A 21,732-nucleotide genomic window follows, 5' to 3' on the forward strand; every position below is an offset into this window, starting at 1 on the left:
AGGCCCGGGATGGCGCGCAGCGAGGCCAGGTGCTCGACCGGCTGGTGGGTGGGGCCGTCCTCGCCCAGGCCGATGGAGTCGTGCGTCCACACGTACGTCACCGGCAGGTGCATCAGCGCCGACAGGCGCACGGCGTTGCGCATGTAGTCGGAGAACACCAGGAAGGTGCCGCCGTAGACGCGGGTGTTGCCGTGCAGCGTGATGCCGTTCAGCTCCGCGCCCATCGAGTGCTCGCGGATGCCGAAGTGGATGGTGCGGCCGTACGGGTCCGCCTCGGGCAGCGGGTTGCCCTCGGGCAGGAACGACGACGTCTTGTCGATCGTGGTGTTGTTCGAACCGGCCAGGTCGGCCGAGCCGCCCCACAGCTCCGGGATCACCTCGCCGAGGGCCTGGAGCACCTTGCCGGACGCGGCACGCGTGGCCACGCCCTTGCCGGCCTCGAACACCGGGATCTTCTCGTCCCAGCCCGTCGGCAGCTCGCCCTTCGCGATGCGGTCGAACTCGGCGGCCCGCTCGGCGTTCGCCTCGCGCCAGGCCTGGAAGGACTTCTCCCACTCGGCCTTCGCCTGCCGGCCGCGCTGAAGGGCCTGGCGGGTGTGGCCGATGACCTCGTCCGCGACCTCGAAGTGCTGCTCGGGGTCGAAGCCCAGGACGCGCTTGGTGGCGGCGACCTCGTCCTCGCCGAGCGCCGAGCCGTGCGCGGCCTCGGTGTTCTGGGCGTTCGGGGCCGGCCAGGCGATGATCGAGCGCATCGCGATGAAGGACGGCCGGTCGGTGACGGCCTTGGCCTTCTGGATCGCCTCGTGGATCGCCTGCGGGTCCAGATCGCCGTCCGCCTTGGGCTCCACGCGCTGTACGTGCCAGCCGTAGGCCTCGTAGCGCTTGACGGTGTCCTCGGAGACGGCCGTCTCGGTGTCGCCCTCGATCGAGATGTGGTTGTCGTCCCACAGCAGGATCAGGTTGCCCAGCTTCTGGTGGCCCGCCAGCGAGGACGCCTCGGCCGAGATGCCCTCCTGGAGACATCCGTCACCGGCGATGCAGTAGATGTAGTGGTCGAACGGGGACTCGCCCGCGGGGGCCTCGGGGTCGAACAGGCCGCGCTCGTAGCGGGCGGCCATCGCCATGCCCACCGCGTTCGCCACGCCCTGCCCCAGCGGGCCGGTCGTGGTCTCCACGCCCGCCGTGTGCCCGTACTCCGGGTGACCGGGGGTCTTGGATCCCCAGGTGCGGAAGGCCTTCAGGTCGTCCAGCTCCAGGCCGAAGCCGGCCAGGTACAGCTGGGTGTAGAGGGTCAGCGAGGAGTGGCCGGCGGACAGCACGAAACGGTCGCGCCCCACCCACTGCGGATCCGCCGGGTCGTGCCGCATCACCTTCTGGAACAGGGTGTAGGCGGCAGGAGCCAGGCTCATCGCCGTACCGGGATGGCCGTTGCCGACCTTCTGTACGGCATCGGCGGCCAGGACGCGCGCGGTGTCCACCGCACGCTGGTCCAACTCGGTCCACTCGAGGTCTGTGGTGGTCGGCTTGGTGCTCACCCTGGGTCAGGGCTCCTCTCCACATGTCGGATGCCGGCACACGTGAGCGCGCACCGGCTGCCGGCGTTTCTCGCGTCGGCCGGCCGTTGCTGAGCCTACCCCCGTAAGGACGTGCATTTTTTCGAGTCATTCCAGACTGCCGGGACTCTTCGAAATCCGCCTCCCGACTGGCCGGAACCATATTCGGCAACTGAATACGAAGCCGCTCATCCGATCGCTCAATCGAGCTGCCGCGCGCCCGTCGGAAGGGTGTCGGAAGAGTGTCGGAAGGGCGTCGGGAGAGGGGCCGGAAGGCTGTGGGGAGAGGGGCCGGAAGGGTGTCGGGAGGGATGCTGGAAGGTGTCCGAAGCCCATGTGGAAGGTGTTCCGAAAGACTGTTCCCTTCACTATTGCGAAAGACCGCCCACCCGTCGCCTCGGTCGCCGTTCCGGCAGGTCCGCTCGCATCGCCGTTCCGGTCGCGTTCCGGTCGCCGTACCGGTGGGTCCACCCGCGGCGCCGTTGCGGAGAGCCGCCCACCCGCCGCGGGGCCCGTCGCCGGGGCCCCGGCCAACACGACCCGACCCCCGCGAAGGCCGGGGTCTGGGCAACGTCTACAGTGGCGTGGTACGCGCGAGCCTTGCCGGAGTTCACGGGGTGGGTTCGCTGGGATGTCTCTGTCAGGGGTGTGCGTGACGGCCGTCGAATCCCGTCCAGCGGGTGTGCTCGGTGCGAGCCAGAGCCCGAGCCGCAGGCCGTTCGGGGCCCGGATCAAGGCGTTCGTGGCTCTGACGAAGCCGCGGATCATCGAGCTGCTGCTCATCACCACCGTTCCGGTGATGTTCCTGGCACAGCAGGGCGTGCCCGACCTCAAGCTGGTGCTGCTGACCTGCGTCGGCGGCTACCTGTCCGCGGGCGGCGCCAACGCGCTGAACATGTACATCGACCGCGACATCGACGCGCTCATGGACCGCACCTCGCAGCGCCCGCTGGTCACCGGGATGGTCAGCCCCCGCGAGTGCCTGGTCTTCGGCATCACCCTCGCGGTCGTCTCGACGCTGCTGTTCGGCCTCACCGTCAACTGGCTGTCGGCGTGGCTGTCGCTCGGAGCGCTCCTCTTCTACGTCGTCGTCTACACGATGATCCTCAAGCGGCGCACGTCGCAGAACATCGTCTGGGGCGGCATCGCCGGCTGCCTGCCGGTGCTCATCGGCTGGTCGTCCGTCACGAACTCCATGTCGTGGGCGCCGGTCGTCCTCTTCCTCGTGATGTTCTTCTGGACGCCGCCGCACTACTGGCCGCTGTCCATGAAGGTCAAGGAGGACTACGCGCGCGTGGGTGTGCCGATGCTTCCGGTCATCGCCTCCAACAAGGTGGTCGCCCGGCAGATCGTCATCTACAGCTGGGTGATGGTCCTTGTCTCCCTGCTCCTGACCCCGCTCGGCTACACGGGCTGGTTCTACACGGTGGTCGCGCTCGCGGCGGGCGGCTTCTGGCTCTGGGAGGCGCACGGGCTGCAGAACCGGGCCAAGGCCGAGGCGACCGGCGCGAAGCTGAAGGAGATGCGGCTGTTCCACTGGTCGATCACCTACGTGTCGATCCTCTTCGTCGCGGTCGCGGTGGACCCCTTCCTGCGCTGAGACGACTCGCCTGTGACGGGCGGGGTGCGTGGTCAAGGCCACGCACCCCGCCCGTCGCCGTTCGATCTACCCGTCGGTAGGCTCCTGCCATGGCAGACACGCAGCAGGTTGACCCGGTTGACCCCAAGGCCGGGCGCAAGGCGACCCGCCTCGCCCAGCGGATCGGTTCCTTCTCCAAGGCCCACGGCGGCGCCGAGGGCCAGGTCGCGTACATCGGGCAGCGCGGCGCCCGGATCGTCCTCGTCGGCGAGGACGGCGCCTGGGGCGACATCGTGGCCCCCACGTACGCCATCGCCGAGGAGGCCGTGCGGAAGTCCGGGATCACCGTCCACGAGTCGTTCGACGGCGAGTTCGCCGCCAAGGTGAGGACGGGCCCCTACGAGTGGTCCCGCATGGCGGGCATCCAGCTGGGCGGCCCGAGCAACCGCTGAACGCGGCTCGACCAACCGCTGAACAAGGACGCCGGGCGAGCAACACCTGAGAGCCGGTTCACCCGTTAGGCCCCGTGGAGGAAGTGGTCCACCCACGGGAGAACCGGATGATCGAGACGCCGTCCCTCGTGGACCAGTACTGCCACGGCGTACTGAGAACGGAGCTGGGCCTCGGCACCTTCGAGGCCCAGTTGGCCCGGACCGAGGGCCCGCCCGCGCCCGGCACCACCCTCTTCGACACCCAGACCGGCTTCGCCGTACGCCGCTGGTGCCCCCCGCTGCTCGGCCTGGAGCCGCACTGCGCGCCCGCCCGCTATCTCGCCCGGCGCCGGGAACTGGGCGTCCTGGAGGCAGGCCGCAGACTGCTGCGCGGCAGCGGCATCACGACGTACCTCGTCGACACCGGGCTGCCCGGTGACCTCACCGGCCCGGGCGAGATGGCCTCGGCGGGAGGCGCCGCCGCGCATGAGATCGTGCGCCTGGAACTCCTCGCCGAGCAGGTCGCCGACACCTCCGGCACCGTCGAGTCCTTCCTCGCCAACCTCGCCGAGTCGGTGCACGGCGCCGCCGCGCACGCCGTCGCCTTCACCTCCGTGGCGGGCGTACGGCACGGTCTGGCGCTCGCGCCCGAGCCGCCCGGACCGGGGGAGGTGCGGGGCGCCGCGGGCCGCTGGCTGGCCGGGCGGCGGGTCGGCGGGGAGCTGAGCGATCCGGTGCTGCTGCGCCATCTGCTGTGGATCGCGGTGGCCTCCGGGCGGCCCCTCCAGCTGCACGCGGGCCTCGGCGAGCCGGGCCTGCGCATCGACCGCACCGATCCGGTGCTGCTCACGGACTTCGTACGGGCGACGGCGGGCCTGGGCACGGACCTCGTCCTGCTGCACGGCTACCCCTACCACCGCCACGCCGCCCACCTGGCCGGCGTCTTCCCGCATGTGTACGCCGACTCGGGCGCCGCCCTGGTGCGCACCGGGGCCCGGGCCGCCACGATCCTCGCCGAGATCCTGGAACTCGCCCCCTTCGGCAAGATCCTCTTCTCCAGCGGCGCCCATGGACTGCCCGAGCTGCACGTGGTGGGGGCGCGTCTGTTCCGCGAGGCGCTGGCGAGGGTGCTCGGCTCCTGGGTCGCGGAGGGTGCCTGGTCGCCGGACGACGCGCAGCGGGTCGCGGGGCTGGTGGCGGCGGGGAACGCGCGGCGGGTGTACGGGCTGGAGTGACCGGAGCGACCCCTCAAGGCGCCCGGCCCGCTCCTGCCCTGCCCCGCGCGAGGGCGGGGCAGGGGCCTCAGGGCCTCGGGCCGGGGCCCTACGCCTTGGCCAGGGAGGCGGCCCCGGCGGGCTGCTCCTGGAGGTCGGTCACCGTCTCGGGCCGCTCGCGCAGCGACAGCAGCACCCGCAGCACCCCGATCCACATCAGGCACGAGCCCAGCATGTGGAGACCGACCAGGGCCTCGGGGAGGTGGGTGAAGTACTGGATGTAGCCCACCGCACCCTGGCACAGAAGCACGATGAACAGGTCCCGGGTGCGGTCCAGCGGCCCCTTCGGCGCGTCCACGGCCTTCAGCACGAACCACAGCGCGAACGTCAGCGTCACCACGATCCAGGCCAGCACCGCGTGCAACTTGGCGACCGTCTCCCAGTCGATCGGGATGCGGGCCACCTCCTTGGAGTCGCCCGCGTGCGGACCCGCCCCGGTCACCACCGTGCCCACGGCGATCAGCAGGCCGCTCGCCGCGACCAGGAACCACACCAGCTGCTGCACCGCCCTGCCGACCAGCGGACGCGGTGCCGTGTCACCCTCGCGGGAGCGCTGCCACATCACCGTGGCGACCGTGATCAGCGCCGTGGACAGCAGGAAGTGGGCCGCCACGGTGTAGGGGTTCAGGCCGACGAGGACCACGATGCCGCCGAGCACCGCGTTGCCCATGACGATCCAGAACTGCCACCAGCCCTGCCGGGTCAGGCTGTGCCGCCACGGCTTCTGCGAGCGGGCGGCGATGATCGCCCAGCCGACGGCGGCGCACAGCACGTACGTCAGCATGCGGTTGCCGAACTCGATCACACCGTGGAAGCCCATGGCCCGGGTGGTGGTCAGCGAGTCGTCCGTGCAGGTGGGCCAGGTGGGGCAGCCCAGACCCGAGCCGGTCAGGCGGACGGCGCCGCCGGTGACGACGATGACGACCGCCATGGCGAGCGCGGCGAGGGCCGCCCGCTGGACGGTCCGCGGGTGCGGGCTCCAGCGTTCGGCGATGAAGGCGAGCGGGTTGCGCACGACGGACAGGGCGTCGTCGCGGGTCAGCTTTGGCACGCGGTCCATCGTAGGGCGCCGCTTGTGCACGCTTTCACGAGGGTCCATCGGATGCCTCCCGGTCCTACTCCCAGCGGAAGAGCTTTCCGGCGGCGGCCAGCCCCACGACCGCCCACACGGCGAGGATCCCCAGGTCGCCCCACGGCATCCCGGCGCCGTGCTGGAGCACGTCCCTGAGGCCGTCCGAGAGGGCGGAGATCGGCAGCAGGCCGAGCACGTGCTGCGCGGCAGGCCCGAACTTCTCCAGCGGCACGATCACGCCGCCGCCGACGAGCAGCAGCAGGAAGACCAGGTTGGCGGCGGCCAGCGTCGCCTCGGCCTTGAGCGTGCCCGCCATCAGCAGGCCGAGCCCCGAGAACGCGGCCGTGCCGAGGACCAGCAGGAGCAGGACGGCGAAGGGGTCGCCGTGCGGGGACCAGCCCAGCGCGAAGGCGATCACGGTCAGCAGGAGGACCTGGAGGACCTCCGTGACCAGCACCGACGCCGTCTTGGCGGTCATCAGACCCCACCGGGGCAGCGGCGAGGAGGCCAGCCGCTTCAGGACGCCGTAGCGCCGCTCGAAGCCCGTGGCGATGGCCTGGCCGGTGAACGCCGTCGACATCACGGCGAGGGCGAGGATGCCGGGTGTGAGGAAGTCCACGGCCTCGCCGGCGCCGGTGTCCACGATGTCCACGGAGCCGAACAGCACCAGCAGCAGCGTCGGGATCACGACGGTCAGCAGCAGCTGCTCGCCGTTGCGCAGCAGCATCTTCGTCTCCAGCGCCGCCTGCGCCGCGATCATGCGGGGGAGCGGGGCGGCGCCGGGGCGTGGGGCGTAGGTGCCGGTGGGCGTTCCGGCGGGGGTGCCGGCGGACGTGCCGGTGGTGGTGGTCACGAGCGCAGCTCCTTGCCGGTCAGCTCCAGAAACACGTCCTCCAGGGTGTGCCGTTCGACGGAGATCTTCTCCGGCATCACCCCGTGCTGCGCGCACCACGACGTGACCGTGGCGAGCAGCTGGGGGTCGACCTTGCCGACGACCCGGTACGAGCCCGGCGTCAGCTCGGCGGCGGTGCTGTCGGCGGGCAGCGCCTTGAGGAGGGAGGCGACGTCCAGGCCGGGCCGGCCGGTGAAGCGCAGGGTGTTCTCCGCGCCGCCGCGGCACAGCTCCTCCGGGGAGCCCTGGGCGATGACCCGGCCGGCGTCGATGACGGCCACGTCGTCGGCGAGCTGCTCGGCCTCCTCCATGTAGTGCGTGGTGAGGATCACGGACACCCCGTCGGCACGCAGGTCGCGCACCAGGTCCCAGGTGGCGCGGCGGGCCTGCGGGTCGAGTCCGGCGGTCGGCTCGTCTAGGAAGACGAGCTCGGGCCGGCCGACCACGGCCATCGCGAGCGCGAGCCGCTGCTGCTGCCCGCCGGACAGCCGCCGGTAGCCGGTGCGCCCGCAGCTGCCCAGGCCCAGGCGCTCGATCAGCTCGTCCACGTCCAGCGGGTGGGCGTGCAGCTTGGCGACGTGCCGCAGCATCTCGTCGGCCCGTGCGCCGGAGTAGACGCCTCCGGACTGGAGCATGACGCCGATCCGGGGCCGCAGCTCGGCGGACTGCCTGACCGGGTCGAGGCCGAGGACGCGCACCGTGCCGGAGTCCGGCTTCCGGTACCCCTCGCAGGTCTCGACCGTGGTCGTCTTGCCCGCGCCGTTGGGACCGAGTACGGCGGTCACACCCGCCCGGGCCACCAGGTCGAGGCCGTCCACCGCGGTCTTCGTGCCGTACCGCTTCACCAGGGACCGGACCTCGACGACCGGGTGCGACGCGAGGCGGCTCCCTGAGGGGTGGTGGTCGGGAGACGGGCGGGCGGGCTCACTTCGCATGGGTCCAGAGTCTAGGGACGCGCCGGACGGATCAGGCGGCCGGGTGCGGGAAGTCCTCCTCACGGGGGCGGTGCGCCGGAAGCCGGCGCCCGGCGTACGCCACCGCGTCCGCCGGCGGGAACGGACGCGCCCCCGCCGTGCCCACCGTCCCGCGTGCCACCGGACGGTCCCGTTCGAAGTCGTGCCCGAGTTCGTCGAAGCGTTCGAAGGTGATGGTCACCTCGCTCACCACCTTCCAGCAGCAGCACGCGGGCCCCGGCGGCCTCCAGCCGGGCGAGCCGGCTCCGCTCGCCGAGCCGGCAGTCGGCGGCGTGGCCGTCCACGATCTGCGCGACGGCGCCGCCGCAGACCCGTTCGGGCGAACCGAGGGAGGGACGGACGAGGAGGGTCTCGCCGGGGCGGACACCGAGCGCGCGCCTGCTCAATGATCATGGTCCGGGTGGCAAGAGGGCCGGTCACGGGGGGTGTGGGCGTGGTCCGGCAGTGTGGTGCACGGTGCCGGGCGGAGTCACCGGTCCGATCGGCCGGTCACCGTTTCCGCAGGTCGGATTAGGTTTGCCTAAGTGACGCAGGGCACCGTCCGCTCGGACCAGGGTCGCTTGTCAGGCTCTCGGGAATTACGCAACAATGGCGTTGTGAAAAACGTCGGCGAGGCTCGGGAGACCCCCACGGGGACCCCTCAGGAGGAGCTCGCGGCCGGGATGCGCTCGGATCGTTCCACGCGCAACCGGGTCGCGCGGTCCATCCTGGACCACGGCCCGTCGACCGTCGCCGAGCTGGCCGGCCGGCTCGGGCTCACCCAGGCGGCCGTGCGGCGCCATCTGGACGCCCTGGTCGCCGACGACGTGGTGGAGGCGCGCGAGCAGCGGGTGTACGGGGCGCGGACACGCGGCCGGCCCGCCAAGGTCTTCGCGCTCACCGACTGCGGCCGGGACGCCTTCGACCAGTCGTACGACGCGCTCGCCGCGGACGCGCTGCGCTGGATCGCCGAGCGAGAGGGCGGGCAGAAGGCCGTCGCCGCGTTCGCCCGGGCCCGGATCGCCGCGCAGGCGAGCGCGTACCGCAAGGCGATCGAGGGTGTCAGCCCCGACAAGCGGGCCGAAGCACTGGCCAAGGCGCTGAGCCGGGACGGGTACGCTGCTACGGCGCGCAGCGCGCCCCTCCCGCACACGGGCGAGCAGCTCTGCCAGCACCACTGCCCGGTGGCGCATGTCGCGGAACAGTTCCCGCAGCTGTGCGAGGCGGAGACGGAGATCTTCGCCGAGCTGCTGGGAACCCACGTCCAGCGACTGGCGACCATCGCCCACGGCGACGGCGTCTGTACGACGTTCATCCCCCAGATTTCCACTGACGACGCATCTGCAAGCACGGCCGGGAGGAACCCCGCATGACTCTCCCCACGGAGACTGCTCACCCCGAACTCGAGGGCCTGGGCAAGTACGAATACGGCTGGGCCGACTCCGACGAGGCCGGTGCCGCTGCCAGGCGCGGTCTGGACGAGGAGGTCGTCAAGGACATCTCCGGGAAGAAGTCCGAGCCGGAGTGGATGACCAAGCTCCGCCTCAAGGGCCTCCGGCTCTTCGAGAAGAAGCCCATGCCGAACTGGGGCTCGGACCTGTCGGGGATCGACTTCGACAACATCAAGTACTTCGTGCGCTCCACGGAGAAGCAGGCGGAGTCCTGGGAGGACCTGCCCGAGGACATCAAGAACACCTACGACAAGCTGGGCATCCCCGAGGCGGAGAAGCAGCGCCTCGTGGCCGGTGTCGCGGCGCAGTACGAGTCGGAGGTCGTCTACCACCAGATCCGCGAGGACCTGGAGGAGCAGGGCGTCATCTTCCTGGACACCGACACCGCGCTGAAGGAGCACCCGGAGCTCTTCAAGGAGTACTTCGGCACGGTCATCCCGGCCGGTGACAACAAGTTCGCCGCGCTGAACACCGCCGTGTGGTCCGGCGGCTCCTTCATCTACGTGCCGCCGGGCGTCCACGTGGAGATCCCGCTCCAGGCCTACTTCCGGATCAACACCGAGAACATGGGCCAGTTCGAGCGGACCCTGATCATCGTCGACGAGGGCGCCTACGTGCACTACGTCGAGGGCTGCACCGCTCCGATCTACAAGAGCGACTCCCTCCACAGCGCCGTCGTCGAGATCATCGTCAAGAAGAACGCCCGCTGCCGCTACACGACCATCCAGAACTGGTCGAACAACGTCTACAACCTGGTCACCAAGCGTGCCGTGGCCTACGAGGGCGCGACCATGGAGTGGGTCGACGGCAACATCGGCTCCAAGGTGACGATGAAGTACCCGGCCGTCTACCTGATGGGCGAGCACGCCAAGGGCGAGACCCTGTCCATCGCCTTCGCCGGCGAGGGCCAGCACCAGGACGCGGGCGCCAAGATGGTCCACATGGCGCCGAACACGTCGTCCAACATCGTCTCGAAGTCCGTGGCGCGCGGCGGCGGCCGTACGTCCTACCGCGGCCTGATCGAGATCGGCGAGGGCGCCGCCGGGTCGAAGTCGAACGTGCTGTGCGACGCGCTGCTGGTCGACACCATCTCCCGGTCGGACACCTACCCGTACGTCGACGTCCGCGAGGACGACGTGTCCATGGGCCACGAGGCCACGGTCTCCAAGGTCTCCGAGGACCAGCTCTTCTACCTGATGAGCCGCGGCCTGAGCGAGGACGAGGCGATGGCGATGATCGTGCGCGGCTTCGTCGAGCCGATCGCCAAGGAGCTGCCCATGGAGTACGCGCTCGAGCTCAACCGGCTGATCGAGCTGCAGATGGAGGGCGCGGTCGGCTGACCGCCGCCGCAGGACCCCCGTCAAGCCCTTACGCAACGGAAAGCGAGCAATACGACAGCCATGGCCGAGGCCCAGAACATCCCCGTGGGTTCCACCACCGCGGGCTCGATCGCGGTCGCCGCCGAGTCGACCGTCGCCACGCGCATGAGCGCGCCCCCGTCCTTCGACGTGGCGGACTTCCCGGTCCCGCACGGCCGCGAGGAGGAGTGGCGGTTCACCCCGCTGGAGCGGCTGCGCGGTCTGCACGACGGCACCGCCACCGCGACCGGCACCGGGGTGAAGGTGGACGTCCAGGCTCCCGAGGGCGTCACCGTCGAGACCGTCGGCCGCGACGACGCCCGGCTCGGCCGGGCCGGCACGCCGGTGGACCGCGTCGCCGCCCAGGCCTACTCCGCCTTCGAGCAGGCCTCCGTCGTGACCGTCCCCAAGGAGACCGTCCTCACCGAGCCGATCCGCGTCGCCGTGCACGGCGAGGGCGGCGTCGCCTACGGTCACCAGGTCATCGAGCTCGGGGCCTTCGCCGAGGCCGTCGTCGTCATCGACCACACCGGTGACGCGGTGCTCGCCGCCAACGTCGACTACGTCCTGGGTGACGGCGCCAAGCTGACCGTCGTCTCCGTGCAGGACTGGGAGGAGAAGGCCGTCCACGTCGCCCAGCACAACGCGCTGGTCGGCCGGGACGCCTCCTTCAAGTCGGTCGTGGTCACCTTCGGCGGCGACCTGGTCCGGCTGAACCCGCGCGTGACCTACGCCGGCACCGGCGCCGAGGCCGAGCTGTACGGCCTGTACTTCACCGACGCCGGGCAGCACCAGGAGCACCGCCTGCTGGTCACCCACAACACCCCGCACTGCAAGTCGAACGTCGCCTACAAGGGCGCGCTCCAGGGCGACGCCGCGCACGCCGTGTGGATCGGTGACGTGCTCATCGAGGCCGGCGCCGAGGGCACGGACACGTACGAGATGAACCGCAACCTGGTGCTGACCGACGGCGCCCGGGTCGACTCCGTGCCGAACCTGGAGATCGAGACCGGCGAGATCGTCGGCGCCGGACACGCCTCCGCCACCGGCCGCTTCGACGACGAGCAGCTCTTCTACCTGATGGCCCGCGGCATCCCGGAGCACGAGGCCCGCCGCCTGGTGGTCCGCGGCTTCTTCGCCGAACTGGTCCAGCAGATCGGTGTCACGGACATCGAGGAGCGCCTGCTCGCCAAGATCGAGGAAGAGCTGGAGGCGTCGGTCGGATGAGCGCCGCCTTCGTACGCGTCTGCGGGCTGAGCGAGCTGGAGGACGACACCCCCAAGCGGGTGGAGATCGACGGCACACCGATCTCGGTCGTCAGGACCGAGGGCGAGGTGTTCGCCATCCACGACATCTGCTCGCACGCGAACGTCTCGCTCGCCGAGGGCGAGGTCGACGACTGCCACATCGAGTGCTGGCTGCACGGCTCGCGCTTCGACCTCCGCTCCGGCAAGCCGGACGCCCTGCCCGCGACGCGCCCCGTCCCCGTATACCCCGTCAAGATCGAAGGGGACGACGTTCTCGTCTCCCTCACCCAGGAGTCCTGAGGCACCCATGGCAACGCTTGAAATCCGAGACCTGCACGTCACCGTCGAGGCCGACAACGCCACGAAGGAGATCCTCAAGGGCGTCGACCTGACCGTGAAGCAGGGCGAGACGCACGCCATCATGGGCCCCAACGGCTCCGGCAAGTCGACCCTCGCCTACTCGCTCGCGGGTCACCCGAAGTACACGATCACCGGCGGCACCGTGCTGCTCGACGGCGAGGACGTCCTGGAGATGTCCGTCGACGAGCGCGCCCGCGCGGGCCTGTTCCTGGCGATGCAGTACCCGGTCGAGGTTCCCGGCGTCTCCGTCTCCAACTTCCTGCGCACCTCCGCCACCGCGATCCGCGGCGAGGCCCCCAAGCTGCGCACCTGGGTGAAGGAGGTCAAGGAGACCATGGAGCGGCTCCACATGGACCCCTCCTTCGCCGAGCGCAACGTCAACGAGGGCTTCTCCGGCGGTGAGAAGAAGCGCCACGAGATCCTCCAGCTCGAGCTGCTCAAGCCGAAGATCGCGGTCCTCGACGAGACGGACTCCGGCCTGGACGTCGACGCCCTGCGGATCGTCTCCGAGGGCGTGAACCGCGTCCGCGAGACCGGCGAGGTCGGCACGCTGCTGATCACGCACTACACGCGCATCCTGCGCTACATCAAGCCCGACCACGTCCACGTGTTCGCCGGCGGCCGCATCGTCGAGTCCGGCGGCCCCGAGCTCGCGGACAAGCTGGAGAGCGAGGGCTACGAGGCTTATGCGAAGCAGGACGTAGTCCACACGAAGGGTGGCGCATCCGAGTGACACAGCTGCCGGGCCTCCTCGACACCGAGGCGATCCGTAAGGACTTCCCCGTCCTGGACCGGCTGGTCCACGACGACAGGAAGCTCGTGTACCTGGACAACGCGGCGACCTCGCAGAAGCCGCGCCAGGTGCTGGACGCCCTGAGCGAGTACTACGAGCGCTACAACGCCAATGTCCACCGCGGTGTGCACGTGCTCGCCGAGGAGGCCACGGCGCTGTACGAGGGCGCGCGCGACAAGGTCGCCGCGTTCATCAACGCGCCCAGCCGCGACGAGGTGATCTTCACCAAGAACGCCTCCGAGTCGCTCAACCTCGTGGCGAACATGCTCGGCTGGGCCGACGAGCCCTACCGGGTGGACTCCGACACCGAGATCGTCATCACCGAGATGGAGCACCACTCCAACATCGTGCCCTGGCAGCTGCTGGCGCAGCGCACGGGCGCGAAGCTGAAGTGGTTCGGCCTCACGGACGACGGTCGGCTCGACCTGTCCCGCATCGACGAGGTCATCACGGAGAAGACGAAGATCGTCTCCTTCGTGCTGGTGTCCAACATCCTCGGCACCGTCAACCCGGTCGAGGCGATAGTGCGCCGCGCCCAGGAGGTCGGCGCGCTGGTCTGCGTCGACGCCTCGCAGGCCGCCCCGCACATGCCGCTGGACGTGCAGGCGCTCCAGGCCGACTTCGTGGCCTTCACCGGCCACAAGATGTGCGGCCCGACGGGCATCGGCGTGCTGTGGGGCCGCCAGGAACTCCTGGAGGACCTGCCGCCCTTCCTGGGCGGCGGCGAGATGATCGAGACGGTGTCGATGCACTCGTCGACGTACGCCCCCGCCCCGCACAAGTTCGAGGCGGGCACCCCGCCGATCGCGCAGGCGGTCGGTCTGGGCGCGGCGATCGACTACCTCAACGCCATCGGCATGGACAAGATCCTCGCCCATGAGCACGCGCTCACCGAGTACGCGGTCAAGCGCCTGGCGGAGGTCCCGGACCTGAGGATCATCGGCCCGACCACGGCCGAGGACCGGGGGGCCGCGATCTCCTTCACCCTGGGCGACATCCACCCGCACGACGTGGGCCAGGTCCTCGACGAGCAGGGCATCGCGGTCCGGGTCGGCCACCACTGCGCCCGCCCGGTGTGCCTGCGCTACGGAATTCCTGCGACCACGCGAGCGTCGTTCTATCTGTACTCCACGCCGGCCGAGATCGACGCACTGGTCGACGGCCTGGAGCACGTACGGAACTTCTTCGGCTGACGGGACGGACGAGCGATCGCATGAAGCTGGACTCCATGTACCAGGACGTCATCCTGGACCACTACAAGAACCCGCACGGGCGTGGTCTTCGGGACGGCGACGCCGAGGTGCACCACGTGAACCCGACGTGCGGCGACGAGATCACCCTTCGCGTGAAGTACGACGGCACGACGATCAAGGACGTCTCGTACGAGGGCCAGGGCTGCTCCATCAGCCAGGCCTCGGCCTCGGTGCTCAACGAGCTCCTCGTCGGCAAGGAGCTCGCCGAGGCGCAGAGGATCCAGGAGACCTTCCTGGAGCTGATGCAGTCCAAGGGCAGGATCGAGCCCGACGACGCGATGGAGGACGTCCTGGAGGACGCGGTCGCGTTCGCCGGGGTGTCCAAGTACCCGGCCCGGGTCAAGTGCGCTCTGCTGAGCTGGATGGCCTGGAAGGACGCGACGGCCCAGGCTCTGGACGGCGCCGAAAGGAAGACGGCATGACCGACACCGCAGAACTGAAGCCGGTCTCGGAGGAGGAACTCCGCGAGGCCCTGATGGACGTCGTCGACCCGGAGCTGGGCATCGACGTCGTCAACCTCGGCCTGATCTACGGCATCCACATCGACGAGTCGAACATCGCGACCGTCGACATGACCCTGACGTCGGCGGCCTGCCCGCTGACGGACGTCATCGAGGACCAGGCCAAGTCCGCCACGGAGGGCCTCGTCAACGAGCTGCGCATCAACTGGGTCTGGATGCCGCCGTGGGGCCCCGACAAGATCACCGACGACGGCCGCGAGCAGCTGCGCGCGCTCGGCTTCAACGTCTGACGGGACTCCGACGTCCGACGGAGACTCGACGTCCGACACACGAGAACGGCGAGGTCCGCACGGACCTGGCCGTTTTTCGTCCCACCGATATGTACGCTCGTACACAACCCTCGCTAGGCTCCCGCCATGGGATATGTGATGCTCGCGGGCGCCATCACCGCCGAAGTCGCCGCCACGACGGCCATGAAGTACAGCGACGGCTTCAGCAGACTCGGACCGTCCCTGGTCACCCTCGTCGGCTACGTCCTGTCCTTCTTCCTGCTGGCCCAGACCCTCAAGAGCGTCGCCATCGGCACGGCCTACGCCATCTGGGCCGGAATCGGCACGGCGGCCGTCGCCGCGCTCGGCCTGGTCCTCTTCGGGGAGGGCCTGAGCACGGCCAAGGTCGCCGGAATCGTGCTGATCATCGGCGGAGTGGTGGTGCTGAACCTGGGCGGGGCCCACTGATGGCCCGCCGCTACGACCCCGAACGCCGGCAGCGGATCATCGACGCGGCGATCCGCGTGGTGGGACGGCAGGGCATCGCCGGCCTGAGCCACCGCTCGGTCGCGGCGGAGGCCGACGTCCCACTGGGCTCCACGACGTATCACTTCGCCACCCTGGACGACCTCCTGGTCGCCGCGCTGCGCCAGGCGGAAGAGGGCTTCGCCAAGGCGGTCGCGACCCGCGGCGGCCTGACCGACCCGCACACGGACCTGGCCACGGACCTCGCCGGCCTGATGGGGGAGTGGCTGGCGGGCGACCGCACCGGCGTCGAGCTGGAGTACGAGCTCTACCTCGCCGCCCTGCGCCGCCCCGCCCTGCGCCCCGTGGCCGCCGAGTGGGCCGAAGACCTGGCCGCCCTCCTGGCCCACCACACCGACCCGCTGACGGCGAAGGCGCTCGTGGCACTGATGGACGGCATCTGCCTCCAGGTACTGCTCACGGACACGCCGTACGACGAGGACTACGCGCGCGAGGTGCTCGCCCGGGTCATTCCACCGGGTCCGTCTGCTCGCCCTTGCCCGGAACGTCCTCGTCAGGGTCCCCCTGGTTCAGACGCCTGACCGTCTCGAGGGCCGCGTCGACACTGCCCGCCACGTCCGTGATCGGGTACTGCACGCTCCGTACGACACGCTCGCGGTCGACGACCAGGGTGAGCCGCTTGAGACGGCCGGTGCCGGCCGCGCGGAACGTCGGCAGGCGCAGGGCGGCGATCAGGGACAGGTCGGCGTCGGACAGCAGCGGAAAGCCGAGCCGCTCCTTCGCCGCGAACGCCCGCTGCTCGTCCGGGCGTTGGGTGGAGACACCGTGCACCGTGGCGCCGGCCGCGGCGAACTCGGCGAGCCGGTCGCGGTAGGTGCAGGACTCCAGGGTGCAGCCGGGGGTCCCGGGGATCTCCGACCAGCCCGGAGGGTAGGCGTCGGCGCGGGCGTAGGCGCCGGGGAAGCAGTAGAGGACGGTGTACGGGGTGTGCGCGGCGACCGGGTCGCGCGCCGTCCCCTCGTCGTCCAGCAGTTTCAGCTCGGGAATCCGGGTTCCCGCCAGTTCGTGGACCCGCCGGGCCTCCGCGGAGGCCTCCTCGGCCGTCGCGGTCGTGCGGCCGTCGCCCAGGATCCAGGCGTCCCCCCAGTCCTGGAGGGCGACGAGGACGGGCAGCAGGGCGCGACCGCGGGCGGTGAGGTGGTACTCGTGGCGCACGGGCCGCTCCTGGTAGGGCACCCGGGTGAGCACGTCCGCCTCGACGAGGAGGCGCAGCCGCTCGGTCAGCACCTTGCGGGACAGGCCGAGTTCGCGCTGCAGCTCGTCGAAGCGGCGTACGCCGCGCGCCGCGTCGCGCACGATCAGCAGGGTCCACCAGTCGCCGACGACGTCCAGGGCCTGCGCGATGGCGCAGGTGGCGTCCTCCAGGCTCGTCCTGCGGGCCATGACCCTCGTCCCTTCGTCCGTCAGCACGTTGACCCGAGGCTGCCATGCTGACATAGTCAGTTCCCAAAAGGAACTCACTCGTCGCGGGTGTGGGCACGGAGGGGGACGGGTGCGGACGCTGCGGGAAGTACCGCGCACGGTGTGGCTGCTGGCCGCCGGAACATTCGTCAACATGGTGGTGAGCGTCGGATTCGTCTACCTCTTCCTCTACCTGACCGGGCCGCGCGGGCTCGGCGTGGGCGAGGCGGGCCTGCTCAGCGGAGCCGGGGGAGTGGGGCTCGTCGCGGGCAACTTCACCGGCGGCTGGTACGGGGACCGGCTCGGGCATCGGCGGGTGCTGCTGGCCTCGGCCGCCACCTCCGGACTGCTGCTGGCCGCCGTGCCGGTGCTCCCGACCACCGCGCTGTTCCTCACCCTGCCCCTGTGCGAGTACGCCTCCGGGGTGCAGCGCGCCGCCAACTCCGCACTCGTCGCGGCCATCGTGCCCGAGGGGGCCCGCCGTCCCGCGTTCGCCGTGGTGCGGGCCGCGGCCAACGGAGGGTTCACCGTCGGCCCGGTGCTCGGCGCACTGGTGGCCACCCGGTTCTCCTACGACTGGCTGTACGTCGCCGACGGGCTCGGCAGCCTCGGTCTCGCCTGCTGGACCGCCCGGGTGGTACCCGCCCACGGGATCCGGCGGGTCCGCAAGGGCCATGACGCGGGCGGCGTGTGGCCGCAGCTCCGGGCGCGGCCGGCCGTGCTGGTGCTGCTGGCGGCGATCGTCGTCATCGACGTCGTCTACCGGCAGCAGTACTCCACCTTCCCGGTCTTCCTCGCCGACCACGGCATGGACACCCGCCTGTACGGTTCCCTGCTCGCCGTCAACGGCGGCGTCCTGCTGTGCCTGGAGCTGCCCACCGCGCTCGCGCTGCGCCGCCGCTCGCCCCTGCCCGTCGTCGGCTGCGGGCTGCTCCTCGTCGCCGCGGGCTTCGGCGCGCTGCTCCTCGGCGCCGTGACCACCACCGCCGTCGTCGCCATGACGCTGCTCACCCTGGGCGAGCTGCTCTACAAGACCACCGCGACCGCCTACGTCGCCGACCAGGCACCGGAGCACGTCCAGGGCCGCTTCCAGTCCCTGTACGCCGGCGTGTCCATCAGCGGCATGGTGCTGGCCGCACCCCTCGGCGGTGCGCTGTACGCCGCGGCGCCCGGACTCCTCTGGCCGCTGTGCACGGCCTTCGGCGCGGCGGCCGGTTGCGCGGTGCTGGCGGCCGGCCGACTCCGGACACCCGCGCACGGCCGACGACGCGACCGACACCCCACCCCGGAACCCGCGACCGAGCCCGCGCCTGGTGCCTGAGGCGTGCTTCCACACCCTCACATCGCGGCGTGCACGCGGCGGCCGTCTGACGGTGTGCCGGTGTGCCGGTGTGCCGGTGCCCGTAGCCTGGCGGGGTCTTGCCACCCGGCGCCTGACGGGTCCTTTCGCCCCGCCGTGTCACAGCGGGTGTGGTGGCGTCTGACGGGTCCTTTCGCCCCGCCGTGTCACAGCGGGTGTGGTGGCGTCTGACAGGCAGGTCCCTTCACCCCGCCGTTTCACAGCGCGTGTGGCGGCGCCTGACGGGTCCCGGCGGCCGCCGGGTCACGGCGCTCGTGCCGCCATCCGACGGCCACGTGCGTGCCGTCCGCCCAGTACCCGCGACCTGACGGAAACCTCGCGCCCGTCACCTGGCGAGGCGCTTGCCGCGCGTGGCCTGCCCCGGCCCTCGCGCGTGTGGCCTGGGCGGGTCCTCGCGCGTGTGGCCTGCCCCGGCCGTCGCGCGTGTGGCCTGGGCGGGTCCTCGCGCGCATGGCCTGGGGGCCTGGGCGGGTCCTCGCGTGTGTCGCTCGGCGGCTCTGGGGCGCGCCCACCAACCGGGCCGCTCCGCCACCCGCCCCCGGCGGCTCCAAGGCACACGCCCACGCCCCCCCGCCCCTCCGCCGCCCGCCACCTGAGACGCAGGCCCACTGGTTCGCCTCTCCGGCCCCGCGCCGGTTAGGTTTCCCCTATGACCGACACGACTGCTCTTCGCACCACCGGCGCCGTGGCCGCCGGGCTTGCCACGATCGCTTCCGACGGCACCGTTCTCGACACCTGGTACCCCGCGCCCGAGCTGACGGACGAGCCCGGCCCGGCCGGTACCGAGCGGCTGTCCGCCGAGCGGGCCGCGAAGCTGCTCGGCGGCGGCGCGGCCGCGGCGATCGGCCCGGACGCCCGCCGGGGCGTCGAGGTGGTCGCGGTCCGTACGGTCATCGCCTCGCTCGACGAGAAGCCGCTCGACGCGCACGACGTCTACCTGCGTCTGCACCTGCTCTCGCACCGCCTGGTCAAGCCGCACGGCCAGAGCCTGGACGGCATCTTCGGCCACCTCGCCAACGTCGCCTGGACCTCGCTCGGCCCGGTCGCCGTCGACGACATCGAGAAGGTGCGGCTCAACGCCCGCGCCGAGGGCCTGCACCTCCAGGTGACCTCCATCGACAAGTTCCCGCGCATGACGGACTACGTCGCCCCCGAGGGCGTGAGGATCGCCGACGCCGACCGGGTCCGCCTCGGCGCGCACCTCGCCGAGGGCACCACGGTGATGCACGAGGGCTTCGTCAACTTCAACGCCGGCACCCTCGGCACCTCCATGGTCGAGGGCCGCATCTCCGCCGGCGTCGTGGTCGGCGACGGCTCGGACATCGGCGGCGGCGCCTCCACCATGGGCACGCTGTCCGGCGGCGGCAATGTGATCATCTCCATCGGCGAGCGCTGCCTGGTCGGCGCCGAGGCGGGCGTGGGCATCGCGCTCGGCGACGAGTGCGTCGTCGAGGCCGGCCTCTACATCACCGCGGGCACCCGCGTGACCATGCCCGACGGCCAGATCGTCAAGGCCCGCGAGCTCTCCGGCGCCTCCAACATCCTCTTCCGCCGCAACTCGGTCACCGGCACGGTCGAGGCCCGCCCGAACAACGCGGTCTGGGGCGGCCTGAACGAGATCCTGCACAGCCACAACTGATCACGGGCGGCCGTGACGTGCGGCCGCCGCCTCGATGAACGTCCTGACCTGCTGCCGAGCTGTCGGCAGTTGTCAGCGTTGGTCATCACTGAGCGCCCTTCCACGGCCCGAGGACGGCCCGGGAGGGCGCTCGTCTCTGTGTGGTCCGGTGGCATTGATGTCAGCCGGTGATGTCAGCTTGGATCGGCCCGTGGACTTCAACGCCGTCAGCATCGACGTCGCGGATTCTGAGATCGTCGCTGGACGCATCATCTTCGGGATCAAGACGCCCCGCGAGCATCTCGGCTGCTCGCTGTGCCCGGTTTTGGAAGATTGCGTACGCGGGTGGGCGCTGCCCTGGAGAGACAGTGACCTGCGCGTTCCTGGGATGCTCACTGCCGTTCCCTGGTGTTCCCCGCCGGTGGCCGCTCGGTCGGGCACGCAAGGGGCACGGTGCCTACCAGGGCTATTCGTAGATCCGAGCGGCAGTCAGGGCACGCGCGAAGAACATCCAGTCACCTTCTGGTGGCAGGTCGTGCCCGAAGTTCCGGTACCACCCCGGAGACGCAGCGACCCAGGCCTCCAGGGCTTCCAGGAACCTGTCCAGCGTCGGGTTCTCCCACTGTTGGCTGTTGGCTGCGCAATCGGCACGAAGACGCGCCAGGAAGGCGCTGAAGGCCTCGCGATCGCCGATGTGATCGTCAGGCGCCAAGGGGCTCGTCATGACTGCGACCATAAAGGGCGCACACGGGCCTTCGTCGGGCTAGGTCCGCTAGCATCCCGGCCTCGAGGGGGGCGGACATGGCCTTGGGGCGTAAGGGAGCACGGCGCATAGTCGTCGACGGCACGGTCTACCGATGGCGACTGAGACGCAGGCCCACCTACAGCCAGGCTCTCTGCTGGTCGCCGTGCACTTACGCCGTGGAGCACGCGGGTCGTCCTGGAATGACGCTCGTCGTCACCACCAACCAGCCTCACCCTGGCAACTGGCTCGGCCGTCCCGGCAACCCGGTACTGCCCACTGATGTTGCCGATGCCATTGCATCCGCCCTACAGCAGGGCTGGGTGCCCACGTGCACAGGCCCACGGTTTCAGCTCGACCAGTCCGCCGGCTTCTCTCCCTTGCCTTGAGTCGGCTGGGAGAGCACCGCTTTAGGAGAGAGGGGCGGGAGTGAGGACGCTTACCCTGGAGCTTCGATACCTGGCTAGGCCACCGAGAACTCGGCTGCGAGACAACCAAGTTGACCGTGGCTGACCCTTGTATCTGGCATGACTGTGGCCCGCGCCGAGACGGCTCGTAACCTGGCAGGCTCCGCCGGTGCTCGGTGCTCAACCGCCGTAGCGGCTACGCAAATCCTCGGTGATTCGCGACATCAGCCCAATCGGATCCTCACGTGGTGTCTCCATCAGCGGACGTTCTGCCTGGGGATCGTAGGCAGTCAGCCCGGTCTCCTTCTCGACGATCGCGGCAAGCGCGGAGATCTGGCCGAGCACGACTGCAGCGTCGTCTCCCGCATGCCAGTAGGGCACAGTGATGGTCACCTCGTCACCGAATACGGACAGGTCGATGCCGGTGCCCGAGTGGCTCAGGTCCCGCGACTCCTGCTTGTACTCCGTGATCTCTACTTCGCCCAGCAGGGTCCGAGCCTGTGGCACTATTCGGTCCCAAGCTCCAAGGAGGTGCGCGGGGATCGGCTCGCTGTCTTCGGCTGCCTCCTCCATCGCCTCCAGGACCTCATCCCAGGATTGCCCGTCGCGTCGGTTCAAGAAGTAGATGTCGTAGCTCACTGCGTGATCGTAGGCACGTGAACACCGCGAGGGCAGGGCTGCTGAGGACGCTTGCCCCTGCTGACTCCGTCGC

General features: G+C 70.5%; 23 protein-coding genes and 1 pseudogene. 16 read left to right on the plus strand and 8 right to left on the minus strand.

Annotated elements, in window-relative coordinates; translation table 11 throughout:
- Positions 1-1,535: transketolase (locus tag ABZ484_RS02995; protein WP_358864137.1), on the minus strand; the 1,535-nt coding region annotated here is incomplete at its 3' end.
- Positions 1,536-2,199: 664 nt separating this feature from the next.
- On the opposite strand from ABZ484_RS02995, the gene ABZ484_RS03000 reads away from it, so the two are divergent.
- The 3 genes from ABZ484_RS03000 to ABZ484_RS03010 all read left to right on the plus strand — a co-directional run bounded on the left by ABZ484_RS03000 (position 2,200) and on the right by ABZ484_RS03010 (position 4,798).
- Complete coding sequence (locus ABZ484_RS03000) at positions 2,200-3,153, plus strand: heme o synthase (protein WP_358864273.1); 954 nt, start codon at positions 2,200-2,202, stop codon at positions 3,151-3,153.
- A gap of 89 nt (positions 3,154-3,242) precedes the next feature.
- Complete coding sequence (locus ABZ484_RS03005; protein ID WP_358864138.1) at positions 3,243-3,584, plus strand: hypothetical protein; 342 nt, start codon at positions 3,243-3,245, stop codon at positions 3,582-3,584.
- Positions 3,585-3,691: 107 nt separating this feature from the next.
- Positions 3,692-4,798 carry an amidohydrolase family protein gene (locus ABZ484_RS03010; protein ID WP_358864139.1) on the plus strand — a complete coding sequence of 369 codons (1,107 nt, stop codon included), beginning with the start codon at positions 3,692-3,694 and terminating at the stop codon, positions 4,796-4,798.
- A gap of 88 nt (positions 4,799-4,886) precedes the next feature.
- On the opposite strand, the gene ABZ484_RS03015 is transcribed toward ABZ484_RS03010, so the two are convergent.
- From ABZ484_RS03015 to ABZ484_RS03030, 4 genes and pseudogenes are all read right to left on the minus strand, one after another.
- On the minus strand, positions 4,887-5,897 hold the full coding sequence (locus ABZ484_RS03015) for a COX15/CtaA family protein (RefSeq protein WP_358864140.1): 1,011 nt from the start codon (positions 5,895-5,897) through the stop codon (positions 4,887-4,889).
- 55 nt (positions 5,898-5,952) lie between these two features.
- The gene (locus ABZ484_RS03020; RefSeq protein ID WP_358864141.1) at positions 5,953-6,762 is read right to left on the minus strand and encodes an ABC transporter permease; all 810 of its coding nucleotides are present in this window, start codon (positions 6,760-6,762) and stop codon (positions 5,953-5,955) included.
- Positions 6,759-7,736 (minus strand): ABC transporter ATP-binding protein, encoded by a 978-nt coding sequence (locus ABZ484_RS03025; RefSeq protein WP_358864142.1) that lies wholly within the window; start codon positions 7,734-7,736, stop codon positions 6,759-6,761. The genes ABZ484_RS03020 and ABZ484_RS03025 overlap by 4 nt, the downstream gene beginning before the upstream one ends.
- A 31-nt stretch (positions 7,737-7,767) precedes the next feature.
- A pseudogene (locus tag ABZ484_RS03030) lies at positions 7,768-8,065 on the minus strand (aminoglycoside N(3)-acetyltransferase); the annotation flags it as partial.
- A 306-nt stretch (positions 8,066-8,371) separates the two neighbouring features.
- Here ABZ484_RS03030 and ABZ484_RS03035 point away from each other — a divergent pair.
- The 10 genes from ABZ484_RS03035 (at position 8,372) to ABZ484_RS03080 (ending at position 16,013) form a co-directional block, all read left to right on the plus strand.
- Complete coding sequence (locus ABZ484_RS03035) at positions 8,372-9,127, plus strand: metalloregulator ArsR/SmtB family transcription factor (protein ID WP_358864143.1); 756 nt, start codon at positions 8,372-8,374, stop codon at positions 9,125-9,127.
- Positions 9,124-10,545, plus strand: a complete 1,422-nt coding sequence (gene sufB / locus ABZ484_RS03040; RefSeq protein WP_358864144.1) for a Fe-S cluster assembly protein SufB — start codon at positions 9,124-9,126, stop codon at positions 10,543-10,545. Before ABZ484_RS03035 ends, sufB begins: the two co-directional genes overlap by 4 nt.
- Before the next feature lie 60 nt (positions 10,546-10,605).
- The gene (gene sufD, locus ABZ484_RS03045; RefSeq protein WP_358864145.1) at positions 10,606-11,790 is read left to right on the plus strand and encodes a Fe-S cluster assembly protein SufD; all 1,185 of its coding nucleotides are present in this window, start codon (positions 10,606-10,608) and stop codon (positions 11,788-11,790) included.
- The gene (locus ABZ484_RS03050; protein WP_306183726.1) at positions 11,787-12,110 is read left to right on the plus strand and encodes a non-heme iron oxygenase ferredoxin subunit; all 324 of its coding nucleotides are present in this window, start codon (positions 11,787-11,789) and stop codon (positions 12,108-12,110) included. The genes sufD and ABZ484_RS03050 overlap by 4 nt, the downstream gene beginning before the upstream one ends.
- 7 nt (positions 12,111-12,117) lie before the next feature.
- Entirely contained in the window at positions 12,118-12,903 is a 786-nt protein-coding gene (gene sufC, locus ABZ484_RS03055) for a Fe-S cluster assembly ATPase SufC (RefSeq protein ID WP_358864146.1), read from the plus strand.
- Entirely contained in the window at positions 12,900-14,156 is a 1,257-nt protein-coding gene (locus tag ABZ484_RS03060) for a cysteine desulfurase (RefSeq protein WP_358864147.1), read from the plus strand. The genes sufC and ABZ484_RS03060 overlap by 4 nt, the downstream gene beginning before the upstream one ends.
- 20 nt (positions 14,157-14,176) lie before the next feature.
- On the plus strand, positions 14,177-14,638 hold the full coding sequence (sufU, locus tag ABZ484_RS03065; protein ID WP_358864148.1) for a Fe-S cluster assembly sulfur transfer protein SufU: 462 nt from the start codon (positions 14,177-14,179) through the stop codon (positions 14,636-14,638).
- On the plus strand, positions 14,635-14,967 hold the full coding sequence (locus tag ABZ484_RS03070) for a metal-sulfur cluster assembly factor (RefSeq protein WP_030182234.1): 333 nt from the start codon (positions 14,635-14,637) through the stop codon (positions 14,965-14,967). Before sufU ends, ABZ484_RS03070 begins: the two co-directional genes overlap by 4 nt.
- A gap of 126 nt (positions 14,968-15,093) precedes the next feature.
- Positions 15,094-15,414 (plus strand): multidrug efflux SMR transporter, encoded by a 321-nt coding sequence (locus ABZ484_RS03075; protein ID WP_030182230.1) that lies wholly within the window; start codon positions 15,094-15,096, stop codon positions 15,412-15,414.
- A complete protein-coding gene (locus tag ABZ484_RS03080) occupies positions 15,414-16,013 on the plus strand; it encodes a TetR family transcriptional regulator C-terminal domain-containing protein (RefSeq protein WP_358864149.1) in 600 nt (199 codons plus the stop codon). The genes ABZ484_RS03075 and ABZ484_RS03080 overlap by 1 nt, the downstream gene beginning before the upstream one ends.
- Here the strand turns inward: ABZ484_RS03080 and ABZ484_RS03085 are convergent.
- A complete protein-coding gene (locus ABZ484_RS03085) occupies positions 15,940-16,875 on the minus strand; it encodes a winged helix-turn-helix transcriptional regulator (RefSeq protein WP_358864150.1) in 936 nt (311 codons plus the stop codon). The two genes, ABZ484_RS03080 and ABZ484_RS03085, sit on opposite strands and share 74 nt — an antisense overlap.
- Before the next feature lie 109 nt (positions 16,876-16,984).
- Here ABZ484_RS03085 and ABZ484_RS03090 point away from each other — a divergent pair, with 109 nt between their 5' ends.
- Both ABZ484_RS03090 and dapD read left to right on the plus strand, forming a co-directional pair.
- Positions 16,985-18,214: an MFS transporter gene (locus ABZ484_RS03090; RefSeq protein WP_358864151.1), complete on the plus strand. Its 1,230-nt coding sequence runs from the start codon at positions 16,985-16,987 to the stop codon at positions 18,212-18,214.
- 688 nt (positions 18,215-18,902) lie between these two features.
- Positions 18,903-19,892, plus strand: coding sequence for a 2,3,4,5-tetrahydropyridine-2,6-dicarboxylate N-succinyltransferase (gene dapD, locus ABZ484_RS03095; RefSeq protein ID WP_358864152.1), 990 nt, complete (start codon positions 18,903-18,905; stop codon positions 19,890-19,892).
- A gap of 445 nt (positions 19,893-20,337) precedes the next feature.
- On the opposite strand, the gene ABZ484_RS03100 is transcribed toward dapD, so the two are convergent.
- Positions 20,338-20,595, minus strand: coding sequence for a hypothetical protein (locus ABZ484_RS03100; protein ID WP_358864153.1), 258 nt, complete (start codon positions 20,593-20,595; stop codon positions 20,338-20,340).
- Between the two features lie 77 nt (positions 20,596-20,672).
- Between ABZ484_RS03100 and ABZ484_RS03105 the strand changes: the two genes are divergently transcribed.
- On the plus strand, positions 20,673-21,002 hold the full coding sequence (locus ABZ484_RS03105) for a hypothetical protein (RefSeq protein ID WP_358864154.1): 330 nt from the start codon (positions 20,673-20,675) through the stop codon (positions 21,000-21,002).
- A gap of 198 nt (positions 21,003-21,200) precedes the next feature.
- On the opposite strand, the gene ABZ484_RS03110 is transcribed toward ABZ484_RS03105, so the two are convergent.
- Positions 21,201-21,659 carry a hypothetical protein gene (locus ABZ484_RS03110; RefSeq protein WP_358864155.1) on the minus strand — a complete coding sequence of 153 codons (459 nt, stop codon included), beginning with the start codon at positions 21,657-21,659 and terminating at the stop codon, positions 21,201-21,203.
- Positions 21,660-21,732 lie beyond the last annotated feature (73 nt).

This window comes from Streptomyces sp. NPDC006393, from assembly GCF_040628575.1.
GTDB lineage: Bacteria > Actinomycetota > Actinomycetes > Streptomycetales > Streptomycetaceae > Streptomyces.

Bases quoted from the DNA above. Each gene is read 5' to 3' on its own strand.
- ABZ484_RS03005 (WP_358864138.1), top strand. From the start codon at position 3,243: ATGGCAGACACGCAGCAGGTTGACCCGGTTGACCCCAAGGCCGGGCGC.
- ABZ484_RS03010 (WP_358864139.1), top strand. From the start codon at position 3,692: ATGATCGAGACGCCGTCCCTCGTGGACCAGTACTGCCACGGCGTACTG.
- ABZ484_RS03015 (WP_358864140.1), bottom strand. From the start codon at position 5,897: ATGGACCGCGTGCCAAAGCTGACCCGCGACGACGCCCTGTCCGTCGTG.
- ABZ484_RS03025 (WP_358864142.1), bottom strand. From the start codon at position 7,736: ATGCGAAGTGAGCCCGCCCGCCCGTCTCCCGACCACCACCCCTCAGGG.
- sufB (WP_358864144.1), top strand. From the start codon at position 9,124: ATGACTCTCCCCACGGAGACTGCTCACCCCGAACTCGAGGGCCTGGGC.
- sufD (WP_358864145.1), top strand. From the start codon at position 10,606: ATGGCCGAGGCCCAGAACATCCCCGTGGGTTCCACCACCGCGGGCTCG.
- ABZ484_RS03050 (WP_306183726.1), top strand. From the start codon at position 11,787: ATGAGCGCCGCCTTCGTACGCGTCTGCGGGCTGAGCGAGCTGGAGGAC.
- sufC (WP_358864146.1), top strand. From the start codon at position 12,118: ATGGCAACGCTTGAAATCCGAGACCTGCACGTCACCGTCGAGGCCGAC.
- sufU (WP_358864148.1), top strand. From the start codon at position 14,177: ATGAAGCTGGACTCCATGTACCAGGACGTCATCCTGGACCACTACAAG.
- ABZ484_RS03070 (WP_030182234.1), top strand. From the start codon at position 14,635: ATGACCGACACCGCAGAACTGAAGCCGGTCTCGGAGGAGGAACTCCGC.
- ABZ484_RS03075 (WP_030182230.1), top strand. From the start codon at position 15,094: ATGGGATATGTGATGCTCGCGGGCGCCATCACCGCCGAAGTCGCCGCC.
- ABZ484_RS03080 (WP_358864149.1), top strand. From the start codon at position 15,414: ATGGCCCGCCGCTACGACCCCGAACGCCGGCAGCGGATCATCGACGCG.
- ABZ484_RS03085 (WP_358864150.1), bottom strand. From the start codon at position 16,875: ATGGCCCGCAGGACGAGCCTGGAGGACGCCACCTGCGCCATCGCGCAG.
- dapD (WP_358864152.1), top strand. From the start codon at position 18,903: ATGACCGACACGACTGCTCTTCGCACCACCGGCGCCGTGGCCGCCGGG.
- ABZ484_RS03100 (WP_358864153.1), bottom strand. From the start codon at position 20,595: ATGACGAGCCCCTTGGCGCCTGACGATCACATCGGCGATCGCGAGGCC.
- ABZ484_RS03105 (WP_358864154.1), top strand. From the start codon at position 20,673: ATGGCCTTGGGGCGTAAGGGAGCACGGCGCATAGTCGTCGACGGCACG.